The sequence below is a fragment of the Microvirga arabica genome, from assembly GCF_016811235.1.
Classification (GTDB): domain Bacteria; phylum Pseudomonadota; class Alphaproteobacteria; order Rhizobiales; family Beijerinckiaceae; genus Microvirga; species Microvirga arabica.
The window spans coordinates 26,575-41,653 of record NZ_JAFBID010000032.1; the positions used below are offsets into that span (position 1 = coordinate 26,575).

Below are 15,079 nucleotides of genomic sequence, written 5' to 3' on the forward strand. Positions count from 1 at the left end.
AAGGGGTTTTCGCTTGGCGTTCGTCTTCATCCTCGAGCAGGTGCTGAACGGCCTTCTGGTGGGTGCCTATTACCTCCTGATCGCCCTGGGGCTCTCCCTGATCTTCTCCTTAGGCGGGATCGTAAATCTCGCCCACGGCGCTTTCTATGCCGTCGGCGCCTACCTCGCCGTGACGCTAGCTCCCAGGATCGGCTTCGCGGGAGCCTTCGTGGCTTCGCCGGTCCTCGTGGCGCTGCTGGGTGTAACCGTCGAGCGCCTGTTATTCCGGCGCTTTTATCGCTCCGACCCTATCCTTAGCCTTCTGCTCACATTTGGCCTCGCTATGATCATTGAGCAGAGCCTTCGGATGATCTTCGGGGCAGCTCCCCTGCCCTTCTCGATCCCCCCGGCCCTCAGAGGGCAAGTTTTCGTCGGCGACTTCATCTATCCCCGCTACCGGCTCATCATTTTCGGCGTGGCTCTCGCGGCCGTTACCGCAACCTGGTTCCTAGTCTACCGCACAGCGTTCGGCCGCGTGGTCCGGGCGGGAGTGCAAAACCCGGATATGGTAGGAGCCCTGGGCATCTCGCTTCAGCCCTACATGACAGCCATTGCCGCCATCGGCATCGGACTCGCGGGCCTTGCTGGTGTCCTGCTGGCGCCGATTTCGGGCGTGCATCCGGCCATGGGTGCGGAGATCCTCACGGCAGCCTTCGTTGTCGTCGTGATTGGCGGGCTGGGGTCCTTCTGGGGCGTGATTGCGGCAGCGGCCCTCGTCGGCGTTGTCCGAGGCCTCACCATCTACTTCTTTCCCCCAGCGGGAGAAGCCTCGATGTACCTGCTGATGGCTCTCGTGCTGCTCGTGCGGCCCCGCGGATTGCTGGGCGAACGCATCCAAAAATTCGAGTAGATCGATGCGCAAGGACTATTGGCCCCTCCTCATTGCAGCTGCTGCCCTTGCTCTACTGCCAGTCGTTCTAGACCCTGTCGGATTGCCGCTCCGCTCGGCGATCGACGTGGTGGTGTTCGCCATCGCTTGCCTCGGCCTCAACGTTCTGGTTGGCTACACCGGGTTGGTGTCCTTCGGCCACGGCGTCTGGTTCGGTCTCGGCGCTTATGCGGCGGCACTGAGCCAGATCCACTGGTTTCCGGACAGCGTGCTTCTTCCAGCCCTCTTTACCATCGCTTTCATCGTAGCGGTGTCGGCACCTGTCGGAGCGCTCATCCTGCGACGGCGGGGCGTCTATTTCTCGCTGCTGACGCTGGCGCTAGCTGCAATGATCTTTGCGATTGCCTATCGCTGGACGGCATTGACCGGTGGTGAGAGCGGCCTGGGCGGCGTGGTGAGAGCAAACCTGTTCGGCTTCGATCTGAGGGACGATTGGACCTATTACTGGTTTGTTGCCGCAGCTGCATTCGCTGTATGCTTCTTTCTGCTGCGCTTTCACAGCTCGCCTGCCGGGAGCGTCCTGGTGGCGATCCGAGAGAATGAACAGCGCGCACGTTTTCTCGGTTATCCAACGAACCGCTACAAGCTTCTCGGGTTTGTGGTCTCCGCCACGGTCGTTGGGCTTGCCGGCATGCTGTCGGTCTTCAATCACCGGTTCGCCTCGGCAGAACCCCTGTCGGTGGCGTTCTCGGGAGAGTTGATCGCCATGGTCGCGATCGGGGGCATGCGCAGCTTTCTCGGGCCCGCCCTCGGCGCTCTTTTCTACATTCTGTTCCGGGAGTTCCTGTCGATCTGGACCCCGCACTGGCTGCTCTATTTCGGCATCCTCTTCGTGGGGTTCATCATCCTTTCGCCAACAGGACTGGTCGGCATCGCGCAGCGGATCATGGCACCGTTCCGCCGCCAAGTAGCGGAAGAGGCCGCCATGGCTGGGCGCAAGCTCACGGACGAGCCCCTCCCCTCGTTCCTTAAGCCCGCCGATCACGTTGACGGCATCGTGTTGGAGGCCCGAGCCATTTCCAAAAATTTCGGCGCGCTCAAGGCCGTCGAGGGCGTGAACATCGCAGTGCGCGACGGCAGTCTTCACGCCCTGATTGGCCCCAACGGCGCCGGCAAGACAACGGCCTTCAACGTGATTTCCGGCTTCTACAAGCCTGATGAAGGCGACGTACGGCTCCAGGGGCGCTCCATCGCAGGCCTGTCTCCGGAAGCGATCACACGGGCTGGCATCGGGCGCTCGTTCCAGATCACCAATCTGTTTCCGGCGCTGAGCGTCCAAGAAAATGTGCGCCTCGCCGTGCAGGCACGTCATCCACAGCGCTTCAACCCGTGGACCTCCGCGCGCTCGATCAAGGGAATCGAATCCGAGACATCAGCGCTCATTCGGTATCTTGGCGTCGCAGGAATCGAGAAGGCCGAGGCCGGTGCGCTCTCGTATGGCGGGCAACGTCTTCTCGACATGGGACTGGCCCTTGCCACGAAACCCAGGGTCCTGCTGCTCGATGAGCCACTCGCTGGCTTGGCTGCCGCGGAGCGCCAGCGCATCGGCGACATCATCAAGCGGATCTCATCTGACGTCCCAATGCTGCTCGTCGAGCACGACATCGACCGCGTGTTCCAGATCGCCGACGCCGTAACCGTGATGAACGCCGGTCAGGTGCTGGTCGACGGCACCGTCGAAGAGGCCCGCACGAGTCAGAAGGTGCAGGAAATCTATATTGGTTCGGGCACGGCCAATGTGGCTGCGAAAAGTCGGGAGAGCGCCGCCGAGGTCAGAACCGTACTTGCGGTCGAGAAGGTAAATACGTTCTATGGCAAGAGCCACGCCCTGACGGACATCTCCTTCAACGTCCATCAGCATGAGATCGTTGCGCTTCTCGGCCGAAACGGCGCCGGCAAGTCCACACTACTTAAAACACTCATCGGCATCGCTCCACCTTCTTCGGGTTCGATCAGCCTGGACGGACGGGAAATTGCCGGCCAACCAGCCGCGACCATTGCCCGGCTCGGCATCGGCTACGTGCCGCAGGGACGCGGACTCTTTGCCGGTATGACTGTGGCCCAGAACCTGGAACTCGGGCGGCTCAAGCGCGAGACCGGCCACGGGATCCGCTGGGACCTGGACCGGATTTTCGAGTACTTTCCCCGAATCCGCGAGAGACTCGACACGCCGGCGGATTTCCTTTCTGGCGGCGAGCAGCAGATGGTAGCCGTGGCACGGGCGCTCTCGGGGGACGTGAAGGTGCTCCTCCTCGATGAGCCGTTCGAAGGCCTTGCCCCCGCCATCGTCGAACAGCTCTTCGAAAGCTTCGACAAGCTCCGGCGCGAGGTATCCATCATCATCGTCGATCATCACCTCGACCTTGCTCTTGCCCTGTCCGACCGAACGGTGGCGCTGGAGCGGGGGCGGATCATCCATTCCGGCCCATCGAAGGCTCTGCGGGATGATCTCGACCTCCGACGCAAGGTTCTATGGCTGTAACTGCCAATGGAGAGACTGGAATGCCAAGTGTAGCTATCGTTGGCGCAGGGCTGATCGGCCGATCTTGGGCGATGGTCTTTGCGCGGGCCGGTTGGGATGTGCGCATCACGGACCCTCACGCCGAGGCGTTGGAGAATGTACCCCGCCTGATCCGTGAAGGTCTCGATGAACTCGCCACTCATGGCCTTGTCGAAGATCCCATGGGTGCAGCCGGGCGCATCGTTGCAATGCCGTCGCTCGAGGATACCGTTCAGGGCGTGTCCCTTGTGCAGGAGAATGGCCCCGAAAACATTGAGATCAAGCAAGCCATTTTCGCCGGCCTAGATCGACTTGCGCCAACGGACGCGATCCTGGCATCATCGACGTCCGCCATCGTCGCATCCCAATTCACTGAAGGACTTCCGGGCCGGGGCCGCTGCCTTGTGGCGCATCCGGTCAATCCCCCTCACCTCGTCCCCATTGTCGAACTCTGTGGCGCTCCATGGACATCTCAAGAGACGATCACCCGCGCCCGTGAAATCTATCAGAGCCTGGAACAGGTCCCGATCATCGTGAATCGCGAGGTCGAAGGTTTCGTTCTCAATCGCTTGCAGGGTGCATTGCTGGCAGAGGCATTCAGACTTGTTGGGGAAGGAGTGGTGAGCCCGCACGACCTCGACAAGACCTTGAAGGACGGCCTCGGCTTGCGGTGGTCCTTCCTCGGTCCTTTCGAGACCATCGAACTCAATGCGCCGGGCGGCATCGCTGATTACTGCAATCGCTATACGGGTTTCTACCGTCGCCTCTCCGAGGACCCCGCCGAACCCCAGGTCTGGGACAGCGAGAACGTGGCGCGCATCCTTGAAGCCTGGGGTGAAGCGCCAGGACCTGATGTGCTCGCGAGGCGTACCGCATGGCGGGACAAGCGTCTGGCCGCTTTGAAGGCCCACAAGCGATCCCAATCATTTATGTGATCCCCTCACAAGGAAAAACATATGGCACGCAAGGTCATCATCACATGCGCTGTAACGGGTGCGATTCATACACCCTCCATGTCCCCTCACCTGCCCATCACACCAGACGAGATCGCACAAGCCGCAATTGGCGCGGCGGAAGCAGGCGCCGCAATCGTGCATCTCCACGCGCGCGACCCGAACAATGGCAGGCCAGATCAATCACCAGAGGCTTTTGCTCCCTTCCTTCAGGTAGTGAAGCAGCGAAGCAATTGCGTCATCAACATCACGACAGGTGGCGCACCGACTATGCTCGTGGAGGAACGCGTTCGGCCTGCGGCTCACTACAAGCCGGAGGTAGCCTCCCTCAATATGGGCTCGATGAACTTCGGACTCTATCCGATGCTCGATCGATTCAAGGAATTCAAGCATGATTGGGAGCAGCCCTATCTTGAGGGCTCACGCGACCGGATCTTCCGCAATACTTTCTCCGATATCGAGTACATCCTGACGACCTGCGCCGAGAATGGCACCCGCTTCGAAATCGAATGTTACGACATCGGCCATCTCTACACTCTCGCTCACTTCGTAGACCGTGGTCTCATCAAGACGCCTCTCTTTGTCCAAAGCGTTTTTGGTCTTCTGGGCGGCATTGGCCCGCATCCCGAGGACGTAGCGCACATGAAGCGCACGGCCGACCGGCTGTTCGGGAATGATTACCAATGGTCGGTGCTCGGTGCTGGCAAGAACCAGCTTCCCATTGCAGCCCAAGCGGCGGCCATGGGAGGCAATGTACGCGTCGGTCTGGAGGATTCGCTCTGGATCGGCCCGGGCAAACTAGCGGAATCGAATGCGCAACAGGTTAAAGCGGCGCGCCAGATCATTGAGGGACTTGGATTGGAAGTCGCCACCCCTGACGACGCGCGCAATATGCTGTCGCTCAAAGGAGGCGACCGCGTCAATTTCTAACGGCCAGCCCTCGTCCGCTTTCGGCTTCATCATCATCCTTTAGGGTAAGTCCTTTCTGTCACGGTGAGTTGATCGCGGTTTGCGGCTTGCGTAAGCTCCTTATGCCAAGCTAGTCGCGGCCCGCCAGCCTTTCAGGGCCATGATGCATACCGCTTCAGATATGAGGACCTAAAAGGGAAAGGTCAGCTATGCTTAGCCGGTCCTTGGCCGTCTGCAACTGGTGCCAGTAGGGATAAAGAACGGGCAATGTGCTGACCTGATCAAGGCTTGTCCGCTCCTCAGGTGTGAGCTTCAGATCAGTGGCCCCGAGGTTGTCAGCCAGGTGCGTCTCTGTTCGCCCTCCTATGACAACAGAGGTGACGGCCGGCCGGCCGAGAAGCCAGGCGAGCGCCACCTGAGCCGCCGACACGTTCCGGTTCTCTGCTATGGACACGAGAGTCTCAACGATGGTCCACAGACGGTTTTCATCGCGAATAGGCGGCTCCATCCATCCCGCAAGCTGCCGGGTGCCTTCCGGCGCCGCTTGGTTGCGTCGATGTTTGCCGGGAAGAAGACCGCCTGCGAGCGGGCTCCAGACCAGAACGCCCAATCCCTGATCGAGCGCGATCGGGATCAACTCGTATTCGGCTTCCCGAGCCTCGAGCGTGTAGTGGATCTGTTGGCTGATGAAGCGCTGCCGGTATTCCCGCTCGCTGATGCCGAGGGCCTTCATGAGATGCCACCCGGAATAGTTCGAGCAGCCTATGTAACGAACCTTGCCTTGGCGCACCAGCGTATCAAGGGCCTCAAGCGTCTCCTCAAGCGGAGTCAGTCCGTCCCATTCGTGAACCTGGTACAGATCGATGACGTCGATCTGAAGCCGCTTCAGGCTAGCCTCGCATTCATGGATGAGATGATAGCGTGACAAACCACGATCGTTAGGTCCCTCACCCATCGCAAACCTGGCTTTCGTCGCGAGCAGGACGCCACCCTTACGACGACCTCCGAGAGCCTCACCGATGATTTCCTCTGAAGCACCGTTGGAGTAGACATTTGCCGTATCGATCAGGTTCACGCCGGCACCGAGGCACATATCGATCTGTCTGCGCGCCTCATCGAGTCCGACATTGCCGACTTTGGCGAAGTTTCCCTTGCCGCCCATCGTCATCGTCCCAAGGGTGATAGTTGAGACCTTGAGGCCGGATCGGCCGAGTTGACGGTATTCCATCGGGTCCTCCAAGCCTGGGCTATGTCAGGTTGACATGATGCGAATTCTTTCGGTCGGTCGTCCGGCCCACCGTTGCTCAAGGTCAATTTCAGAACTTGCCGGTGATTTTTCGAACGCATGGTACCAGCACGGCCGGGACTGTCACAGCGGCTGCGCTTCAGACCCATAACCCAGACGCTACAGATGCCGTGTAGGTGGCTGAGCAGGGCTTGTCGTCCCAGCGTGTTACGCCATGCGCTGGGACGCTCCCCTATTGCCAAGTCAACGATGATTGGGCTGTCAGGCTGCCTTGGGCGGATTGCAGATCTCCGTGACCGACTTCTTGACTGCCGTCGGATCGAAGATGCGCTCCAGCCATCCTTCGCGGAAGATCTGCGGTCGCGCCTGATCGATTGCATAAAGCGCTCCATCCGAGAACTTTCCTTCCGGAAAAGCCTCGAAGGCGATGGCGAGTTCGATGTTGAGGTGTCCCAGCATGAAATCCACGGCAGCCTGACGGGGTACGCCGCGGCGCACGGCTTCATCCGTGGCCTCGCGAAGGGCAAGGCACAAGGTGGCGCCGATGGTCTCCGAGAGCGCCGGCTCCATGATGGCGATGTGCTCGACGGTGCAGCGGTGCGAGCGCATCACTGGCTTGTAGATGGTTCGTGCAATGTCCTCACATAAGGCATAATGCTCCTCCGGACCCTGCATCAGGGCACAGACGATATGCTGCTTGGCCTTGACGCCTCCGAAGAAGTCGTTCTTCGCGGCAGGATCGGTCTCGTCATTGAAGATCGGTGGGTGACAGGGGTGGGTTACGAAATACGTCACATCCGTGCGGGCCGGCAACTCGCCCGCGTAGGGAGCAGCCGCATCGAGCATGATGATCGCCGTGTTTGGTTTCACAACATCGATGAAGCTGTGGGCGATCTTGCCGATCAGGCGATCGGGAACGGCCATGATGACCACGTCCGCCTCGCCGAGAGCAGCATCGCGGTCGACGCAATCCGCACCGACAACTGTCTTGAGCCGCTGCCGGCCCTCCTCGGAGATCTCGACATGGAAAACATCATAAGGCGAGCCCTTGAGGTTGGAGGCGAGACGCACTCCCATTTTCCCACCGGCGCCGAGCAACGCAATCTTGGTCATGTTCTTGTTCCTCCATTGTGATTGGGAGCGCCACCCCGTTTTACGGCGCTGAAGAAATCGGGAGCACCGACCTGGCCGCCCTTGAGCGTGATTTCGAGACCCTCATGAGCGGGATCTTCGGAATGAGCGCGGCAGAGGGGTGAACCTGGAGCGATCGGAGCAAGAGCAGTGAGAGCAAATATGCCGAGCGCAAGACTGGCATGGCCCGACGTGTCGCCTCCGGCAATGACGGCGCGCGTCGCACGGCTCTCGCGCAATGTGGCATCCAGCAGGCGGCCAAGTCCGTTGCCGATCCGGTCATTGACGGTGCTGGCTGGGACATCGCTTGCAGCAATCGCACGGGTCAGATTGGCAACAGCGGGATCGTCAGGTCCTCGTGCCGTGTAAACCAGCGGATCCTTGCCTTCGCCAAGCGAACGCAACGCCTGCTCGGTTGTCCGCCCGATCTCTCGCTGCCACTCGCCAGCATCGACGGCGAGCGTTGCATCGAGCGGAAGCGCCGCAAATCCGTTTGCTTCAGCGTGTTCGATCTGCCCGGCGGTGATGGGAGAGCAGGAGCCTGACACGGCAATGATACGCTCCACGGGCCGGGCCTGGAATGCCGGCACTTCCTTCGGAAGCAAACCGCTTCGTCGCCAGTGGGCCACGAGGGCATACTCGACGCCCTGGGATCCAACGGCCAGCAACCGTTCTCCACGATGCTCCCAGACGAGACGGCCGGCTTCGGCAAGCGTCTCCTCATCGAGAACATCCAGGGCAACGATCTCAGCCCCCTTCCCTGCTACTTCCGAAAGCCGCTCATCCGACCGTCTCTGCTTCATGGAAACGAAGTCGACGAGGCCGCTTGCCTTATCCGTCTGTCGAGCGAGATGCCGCAACACATCCGCCTCATCCATAGGTGTCACAGGGTGGCGCGCCATGACGGGATGCCGATCCAGGCGGTAGCCCTCCCCCGCTATGGCTGCAAAGAGATTGCCGAAAGCTTGATAGCGGGATAATGCCGGGGCGCCGACGATGAGAGGATGCCAAACGCCGCCCAGGATCGGTACAGCGATTTCGATGGCTTTGCCGATTGAACCAACATTGGGCGCAGAATCGAAGGTCGAGCAGATCTTGTAATGCGCGATTGGTGCTTCGAGCTTCGCAAGCTCCTGAAAGATTGGAGGCAGATGCTCCTCCATCCAGGCAGGGCTCTGCGACCGGGAGATCCCGGCTACGCCGATCGCGCGATATCCTTGAAAGGCTTCGAGCTGTGCGGGTGTCGGCACATCGAGGAACATCACCGTCGGCAAGCCTGCGAAGGTCATCACCTCCATCACCGCCGACGAGCCGGTATAGTCGTCACCATAATAGGTGAGCAGCAGGCCGTCCGGGAGGTTCTGGCCCGATCCGTTCATGCTGCATAGGCCTCCAACGCCCGGGCAAGAGCAGGGCGCTCCTTCGCATACTCTGCCAACGGCACACGCGCTGTTGCCGCCTCCCAGGCCTCGCACAAGCTTGCCACTCCGGCGGCTGGACCATCCGGATGGGCCATGATTCCGCCGCCTGCCGCGAAGATGAGATCGGTCGTGCCAAGCGCGGCAAACGTTCCGGGCGCTTGCTTGGCTGATTGCCCGGAGGAGAAGACCGGCATGGCAATGCAGGGCTTTTCCGCGAACATCGACGTCAGGCACGCCCGCGCGGAGGCGATGACGCTCTCATCATCCTCACAGAACTTGTTGCTGAGCCCATTGACGTGCATGTGGTCGGCGCCCGCCAGGCGCCAGATCTTCTGCCAAGCGACATAGGACCAGCCAAGCATGGGTTCTCGAGAAAGATAGCCCCAGCCATTGCGATGCGCATGGATCGGCAGTTCCGAAAAGCGCCCGAGCTCGATCATGCCTACAAGGCCAACCGAGTTGAGGCTCGCCATGATGCATGTGCCGCCGAGATCGCGGACGAGATCGTGACGACGGCGCATCTGATCGAGCTCGCCGGTGATGTTGAACGCGAACATCACTTTCTTGCCGGCACGGTCCGCATGATCGTTGATCACGCGCATGACGGCACGAGCACGTTCCTCGAATGGACAATGGGGACCATCCGATTGCAACTCATCATCCTTGATGAAGTCGATGCCTGCCTCGCATAAGGTCTTTGCCAAGCCCGCCGTTTCCTCGGGTCCAAACCCGACGCTCGGTTTGACAATTGTGCCGATGATCGGCCGCCCTTCGACGCCAGCGAGCTTGCGCGTGCCGGCAATGCCGAATTTCGGACCGGGATAAGCATCGGCGAAAATCGCCGGCAGACGTATGTCGAGAAGCCGCAGCCCGGAGAACTGCTTCAGTTCGAAGAGATTGCCAGCCACGGTGGCCATAAGGTTCGGAAGAGAGGCACCGAAATTATCGATGGGCCACGACAGGGTCACACGTGCGCGCCGGTAGGCTGCTTCCCCGCTCTTCGGGCGACCGGCGCCAGGCAGCGAGGGCTCGTTCACTTCCTCTACGACTTCCAGGCGCTCGATGCGCGCCGCCGAACGCTCCTTGAGCTCGGGCGTCTCACCCGGAATGGGAACGAAGGTGCCGCTCGATTGCTCGCCCGCCATAGCCTCGGCAGCTTGACGAGGATCGTAGGCGGTCTCGATGAGATAGTCGGCCTCGATGCGGGTCGGCTCTGTCACTACGTTCCTCCTGTGGCGTTCCCGAAGCGGTTACCGAACGTGCGGAGCCAGATGCCGACGGAAAAGAAGCGGCACTGCCTCGCTGGGGGAGACGGAATGGACGAGACCCCGGGATTCCGCCTTGTTGGTTCCGTAGCGGCACAGACTTTCAGGTGGCCTCCCGACAAAGTGCCTTTTCACTCGGACGTCTCCTCCGGACGACTCCTGTTCATCTTATATAGTGATTATACCAGCAAAGGAAATGCAACAACTATTTCCCGGGTTGGAGGCTTGTCGATGCAAATGGCACGGAATGCCGGTCAGGCATCAATCATGCGGCATGTTCTGTCAGTAATCTCCCAGAGACAAACCAGTTCAAATGAACGCAGGTGTCCGTGCCACAGGCCGGTTTCTCATCTTCCGGTCATTCATCGGGTTGGGTCATTGCCAGGACGGAGTACAGGGTGTTGGCGCGGGTCAGGTGATCGGACATGGCCTTGGTGGCCGCTTCGGGATCGCCGGCCGCGATGGCCTTGTAGATCCGCTCATGCTCTTCGAGGGTGAGACGCTCGGCGCCGCGGGCGGAAACGAGCTCGCGCTTGAAGCGGCTGAGCCAGTCCAGCATGCCCTGACTGATCGCCGCGATCAGGAGATTGCCGGACATGCTCGCGATCTGGCGGTGGAACGCCATGTCGGCGGCTACGAACCGTGCCGCGTCGCCCCGAGCCTCCTGGCAGGCGATGAGCGCCTTGCGCAGCTGCTCCAGGCCGTCGCGGGTGGCCCGCTGGGTGGCAACCCGGGCCAGGCCGACCTCGAAGAAGATGCGTGCCTCCTTGAGATCGTTCAGCCCGCGGGGGTTGCTCGACAGGAGCTGGAGCATCGCCCCCGTGATCTGATCGATGATGGTCTCGGGCGTGGGCAGGATCACCCGGGCCCGTTCGCCGTGGTTGATGCGGATCAGCCCCATCTGCTGGAGCGTCTGCATGGCTTCGCGGATGGCCGGGCGCCCGACCCCGAACCGCGCCATCAGCTCCCGCTCCGAGGGCAGCTGCGTCCCCGGCTCGTACTCCCCGGCCTCGATGGCGCCGATCAGGCGATCGAGCACTTCATGAGACAGCTTGCGGCGAACAATGGCTTCCATCTTGAGACCTGAATACCTTCAACTCTAAACCGGTGCCCAACCCGGCGGGGCGCCGCACGTTCAACAATCGTCTCCCGCTCTATCATCGAGACGCTGTACTGCAACACATATCATACCAGAACAGCGCCCTCGCCTTCTACTGCGCCCCCGCCGCGCGGGCGCCGGCCGGCCCGGCCCGGGCGATCCGCCTGAGAACCGGGCGGCAGGCCAGGGCCAGGACCCCGATGATGACGACCCCTTGCACGATGTCCTGGGTCCCGGGCGGCAGGCCCGCGATCTGCATGGTGGTGACGATGAGGACGAGCAGGATGCACCCGAAGAGGGTCCCGACCGCCGTCGAGCTGCCGCCGAAGATGAGCGAGCCGCCGAGCACGACGGCGCCCACGGATTGAAGCAGGTAAGGAGCGCCCATCTCCAGGAAGGCGCCGCCCACATAGGCGCTGAGCAGAGCCCCGTCGAGGGCCGCCAGCGTGGAGCTGATCACGAAGGCCGTCGCCGTCACCCGCCCGGTCCTCACGCCGGCCAGGCGCGCCGCCCTGGCGTTCTGACCGGTCGCCGAGAGGGTGCGTCCGTAGGCGAGCCTTCCCAGGACGAGGCTCGACAGGGCAACGGCCGCCAGCGCGATGAGGAACATCACCGGCACGCCGCCGACCTTGCCGCCTGCCACGAAGGCCAGGGCCGGGCTTGCCACGGCGCCCGCGATGGAGCGGTTCGCGATCAGGGTCGTGGTGGCAAGCACATAGCCGGTCGCAAGGGTCGCGATCATGGCCGGGATGCGGAAGAGCACGACCAGAACGGCATTCGTCAGCCCGACCGCAAGCCCGATGCCGAGAACCGCCAGCAATCCCAGGCCGATGCGGCCGTCGCTGCCGCCGACGACGATGAGGCCGACGAAGGCGCTGAGTGCAATGACGCTCGCGATGGACAGATCGATGTTGCCCCGCCCCGTGGTGACTACGAACATCTGCCCCAGGGCCGCAAGCACAAGAAAGGACGCGGAGGTCGCGACCCCGGACAGGGAGTGCAGGCTGACGCGGTCCGTGAGGAGGCTCAGGATGCCCCAGAGGATCAGGACCCCGATCAGCGACCAGACCCAGCGGTTTCGAGCCACCCAGGATGAGAGATTCTGCATCACGCGTCCTCCCGCCGGTCCACCGCCATGCGCAGGACGAGAATGAGAAGGAGCAGGCCTCCCTGGACGGCGGCGTTGTAGTCGGTGCTGACGCCCAGCGTGCCCAGGAGAGCCCCGATCAGGGACAGGGTGAGGGAGCCGACCACGACCCCGATGGGAGAGATGACGCCGCCGAGCAGCGCGCAGCCCCCCATGACCACGGCCGCGATGCTCAACAGGGTGAAAGGCCCGCCCGAATTGATGTCGCTCGCCGTGTTGATGGCCGTAAGCGACAGGCCGGCAACGAGGGCGAAGGCTCCTGCGATGAGGTAGCGGATCACGGAATAGCGCAGCACCGACCAGCCGCCGCGCTCGAGAGCGCCTGCATTGCTGCCGAAGCCGCGCAGCACGACACCGAGGGGCGACCTGTCAATCAGGACGGCGGCGGCGCCTGCGAGAAGGATGAGAACGATGGTCGTCGGCACGCCGGGGATCTGCCAGGTGAAGAGCGCCGCCAGCCATTCCGGGCTGCTCCCGCCCGGGGTCGGCTGCAGGCTGTAGCCGATGCCGACCCAGATGAAGGACGCCCCGAGGGTCACGACGATGGACGGGATTTTGCGCGCGTGAATGATCGCCGCGATGAGCCCGTAGGAGAGCCAGGCGAGAAGAAGCGCGGCGGCGCCCACTGCGGGATTGTCGACCAGGAGGGTCGCGCTGATCACGTTTGTCACCCCGGCGAAGGCCCCTGCCCCGAGGTCGATCTCGCTGCCGCCGACGATGAACATCTGGGCCAGGGCGATGAGGGTCAGGGCGACGGCGGAGCCGAGGAGCAGATCGAGGCCGAACGCCGACAGGACCATGGGGTTGACGGATGCCATCGCGCCCAGAACGGCCACGAGGCTGACGAAGGGCATCAGGCCGATCAGGCGGCCGAGCGGGTTCTCCCGAACGGGCTTCGGCGCGGCTCCGGCAACCTCACGGGAGGCGGCTGCCTGCAAGAAGGAGGAGTTGACGATCGCTTCCTCGGAGATCTCCTGACCGACAAGCTCGCGCACGATCCGCCCATTGCTGAAAACCAGCACCCGGTCGCATTCCAGGAACTCGATATCCTCGGTGGAATGCCAGACAACCAGGCGTCCGGCCGAGGCGACATCGGCCACCACGCCGTAGAACTCGGCCTTCGCGTTCACATCGACGCCCCGGGTCGGGTCATCGAGGAGGACCACCTCGCCGTCTCCGGCAAGCGCGCGCGCCACCAGAGCCTTCTGCTGGTTGCCCCCGCTCAGTTCGAGAATGTTCGATTGAAGGCGCGCCGGGTCGAGCCGCAAGCGCTCGATGGTCGGCGCCGCCGCGGCGAGCTCCGCCTTGGACGATATGGAGCTGATGTCCGGCCGGCCCGCGATGCGGCCGATCCCGATATTCTCGAGAACGCTCCAGAGCGGAAACACCCCCTCGCGCTGGCGGTCCCCGGACACGAAGCTGACCGGGCCGTGACAGGCCACATCCCCCGATGCACCGGCCGTGAAGAGCCTGTGCAGCATGTCCCGCTGGCCGTTGCCCTCCAGGCCGGCGAGGCCCACGATCTCCCCGGACCGGAGCTCGACCGGATGCCCCAGCGGGGCGACCGCCTCCCCGGCGATGCGGGCCAGGATACGCCCGTCGCCAGCAGGCCGGGCCGCATGACGCTGCCGCCCGGCTCTCAGGGACGCGCCCGCTTCCCCGCCCATGGCCTCGACGAGGCGCTCCACGGAGGCTCCCTCCACGGATCCGGCCCAGGCCAGGCGCCCGTTGCGGAGCGCCACGATCCGGGAGGTGACCTCGAGAATTTCCTTGAGCTTATGGCTGATGAAGATGAAGGCGACGCCCCCGGCCGCTCGGGCCTTGATGAAGGAGCGCAGCTGCCGGCTGCGCTCGGGATCGAGGGAGGATGTCGGCTCGTCGAGAACCAGCAGCTTGAGGTTGGGGTCGCTTGCGGCGCGTGCGATCTCGACCATCTGCCGCTGGCCGATGGGCAGGCGCCCGACTTCCGCATCCACGTCGATGCCATGGCCCGGGAAGATGGAATCGAGCCATTGCCGGGCAAGGGCGCGGTAGGACCCGCGCCAGCCGGGGCGGGTGCCGCCCGCATCGGGACGCTCCAGAAAGAAGTTCTCCGCCACGGTGAGATTGCCGCACAGGGACAGCTCCTGATGCACGATGCGGATGCCGGAGGCCTGCGCCTCGCCCGGACCGTAATCGTTCCAGCTCCGGGCCTTTCCGCCGATGGCGAGGCTCCCCTCGTCGGGAACCGTGACGCCGCTCAGAACCCGCATCAGGGTGCTCTTGCCCGCACCGTTGCCGCCGACGAGGCCGACGATCTCGCCGGGCCCGACCGTCAGGTCGATGGCTTGGTTGGCCAGGGTGGGACCGTAGGCCTTGGTGATGCCGAACAGCGCGACGACCGGCTCCGCCCCGGCCGGCGGCGCATTCTCCCGCGACAATGGCACCACGTTCATCGCAGCTGTCATCCGCAAACCTTCAGGCTCCAAGGCAGGGATCGG

At 62.8% G+C, this 15,079-nt stretch carries 11 protein-coding genes; 4 read left to right on the forward strand and 7 right to left on the reverse strand.

Translation table 11 applies throughout. From position 1 onward, the window contains the following. Positions 1 to 13 precede the first annotated feature (13 nt). Genes JQC81_RS16710 through kce form a run of 4 tightly spaced genes read left to right on the forward strand, consistent with a single transcriptional unit; the run spans position 14 to position 5,311 of the window. A complete protein-coding gene (locus JQC81_RS16710) occupies positions 14 to 889 on the forward strand; it encodes a branched-chain amino acid ABC transporter permease (protein WP_203272924.1) in 876 nt (291 codons plus the stop codon). 4 nt (positions 890 to 893) lie between these two features. Beyond that, entirely contained in the window at positions 894 to 3,410 is a 2,517-nt protein-coding gene (locus JQC81_RS16715; protein WP_203272925.1) for a branched-chain amino acid ABC transporter ATP-binding protein/permease, read from the forward strand. A 20-nt stretch (positions 3,411 to 3,430) separates the two neighbouring features. Continuing rightward, positions 3,431 to 4,363, forward strand: a complete 933-nt coding sequence (locus JQC81_RS16720) for a 3-hydroxyacyl-CoA dehydrogenase (RefSeq protein ID WP_203272926.1) — start codon at positions 3,431 to 3,433, stop codon at positions 4,361 to 4,363. A gap of 21 nt (positions 4,364 to 4,384) precedes the next feature. Further along, complete coding sequence (gene kce / locus JQC81_RS16725) at positions 4,385 to 5,311, forward strand: 3,5-dioxohexanoate:acetyl-CoA acetone transferase (protein ID WP_036348947.1); 927 nt, start codon at positions 4,385 to 4,387, stop codon at positions 5,309 to 5,311. 154 nt (positions 5,312 to 5,465) lie between these two features. On the opposite strand, the gene JQC81_RS16730 is transcribed toward kce, so the two are convergent. The 7 genes from JQC81_RS16730 to JQC81_RS16760 all read right to left on the reverse strand — a co-directional run bounded on the left by JQC81_RS16730 (position 5,466) and on the right by JQC81_RS16760 (position 15,046). Further along, the gene (locus JQC81_RS16730; protein WP_203272927.1) at positions 5,466 to 6,518 is read right to left on the reverse strand and encodes an aldo/keto reductase; all 1,053 of its coding nucleotides are present in this window, start codon (positions 6,516 to 6,518) and stop codon (positions 5,466 to 5,468) included. 279 nt (positions 6,519 to 6,797) lie between these two features. After that, a complete protein-coding gene (locus tag JQC81_RS16735; RefSeq protein ID WP_203272928.1) occupies positions 6,798 to 7,649 on the reverse strand; it encodes a phosphogluconate dehydrogenase C-terminal domain-containing protein in 852 nt (283 codons plus the stop codon). Next, on the reverse strand, positions 7,646 to 9,046 hold the full coding sequence (locus JQC81_RS16740) for a four-carbon acid sugar kinase family protein (RefSeq protein ID WP_203272929.1): 1,401 nt from the start codon (positions 9,044 to 9,046) through the stop codon (positions 7,646 to 7,648). The genes JQC81_RS16735 and JQC81_RS16740 overlap by 4 nt, the downstream gene beginning before the upstream one ends. Further along, on the reverse strand, positions 9,043 to 10,308 hold the full coding sequence (locus JQC81_RS16745) for a ribulose-bisphosphate carboxylase large subunit family protein (RefSeq protein WP_203272930.1): 1,266 nt from the start codon (positions 10,306 to 10,308) through the stop codon (positions 9,043 to 9,045). Before JQC81_RS16745 ends, JQC81_RS16740 begins: the two co-directional genes overlap by 4 nt. A 403-nt stretch (positions 10,309 to 10,711) precedes the next feature. Beyond that, complete coding sequence (locus tag JQC81_RS16750) at positions 10,712 to 11,428, reverse strand: transcriptional regulator NanR (protein WP_203272931.1); 717 nt, start codon at positions 11,426 to 11,428, stop codon at positions 10,712 to 10,714. Between the two features lie 136 nt (positions 11,429 to 11,564). Next, positions 11,565 to 12,560, reverse strand: a complete 996-nt coding sequence (locus JQC81_RS16755) for an ABC transporter permease (RefSeq protein ID WP_203272932.1) — start codon at positions 12,558 to 12,560, stop codon at positions 11,565 to 11,567. After that, positions 12,560 to 15,046 carry an ATP-binding cassette domain-containing protein gene (locus JQC81_RS16760; protein ID WP_246520486.1) on the reverse strand — a complete coding sequence of 829 codons (2,487 nt, stop codon included), beginning with the start codon at positions 15,044 to 15,046 and terminating at the stop codon, positions 12,560 to 12,562. The genes JQC81_RS16755 and JQC81_RS16760 overlap by 1 nt, the downstream gene beginning before the upstream one ends. Between the last annotated feature and the right edge of the window lie 33 nt (positions 15,047 to 15,079).

Coding starts and splice junctions, on each gene's coding strand:
- JQC81_RS16735 (WP_203272928.1), bottom strand. CDS start 7,649: ATGACCAAGATTGCGTTGCTCGGCGCCGGTGGGAAAATGGGAGTGCGT.
- JQC81_RS16740 (WP_203272929.1), bottom strand. CDS start 9,046: ATGAACGGATCGGGCCAGAACCTCCCGGACGGCCTGCTGCTCACCTAT.
- JQC81_RS16720 (WP_203272926.1), top strand. CDS start 3,431: ATGCCAAGTGTAGCTATCGTTGGCGCAGGGCTGATCGGCCGATCTTGG.
- kce (WP_036348947.1), top strand. CDS start 4,385: ATGGCACGCAAGGTCATCATCACATGCGCTGTAACGGGTGCGATTCAT.
- JQC81_RS16730 (WP_203272927.1), bottom strand. CDS start 6,518: ATGGAATACCGTCAACTCGGCCGATCCGGCCTCAAGGTCTCAACTATC.
- JQC81_RS16750 (WP_203272931.1), bottom strand. CDS start 11,428: ATGGAAGCCATTGTTCGCCGCAAGCTGTCTCATGAAGTGCTCGATCGC.
- JQC81_RS16755 (WP_203272932.1), bottom strand. CDS start 12,560: ATGCAGAATCTCTCATCCTGGGTGGCTCGAAACCGCTGGGTCTGGTCG.
- JQC81_RS16715 (WP_203272925.1), top strand. CDS start 894: ATGCGCAAGGACTATTGGCCCCTCCTCATTGCAGCTGCTGCCCTTGCT.
- JQC81_RS16760 (WP_246520486.1), bottom strand. CDS start 15,046: ATGACAGCTGCGATGAACGTGGTGCCATTGTCGCGGGAGAATGCGCCG.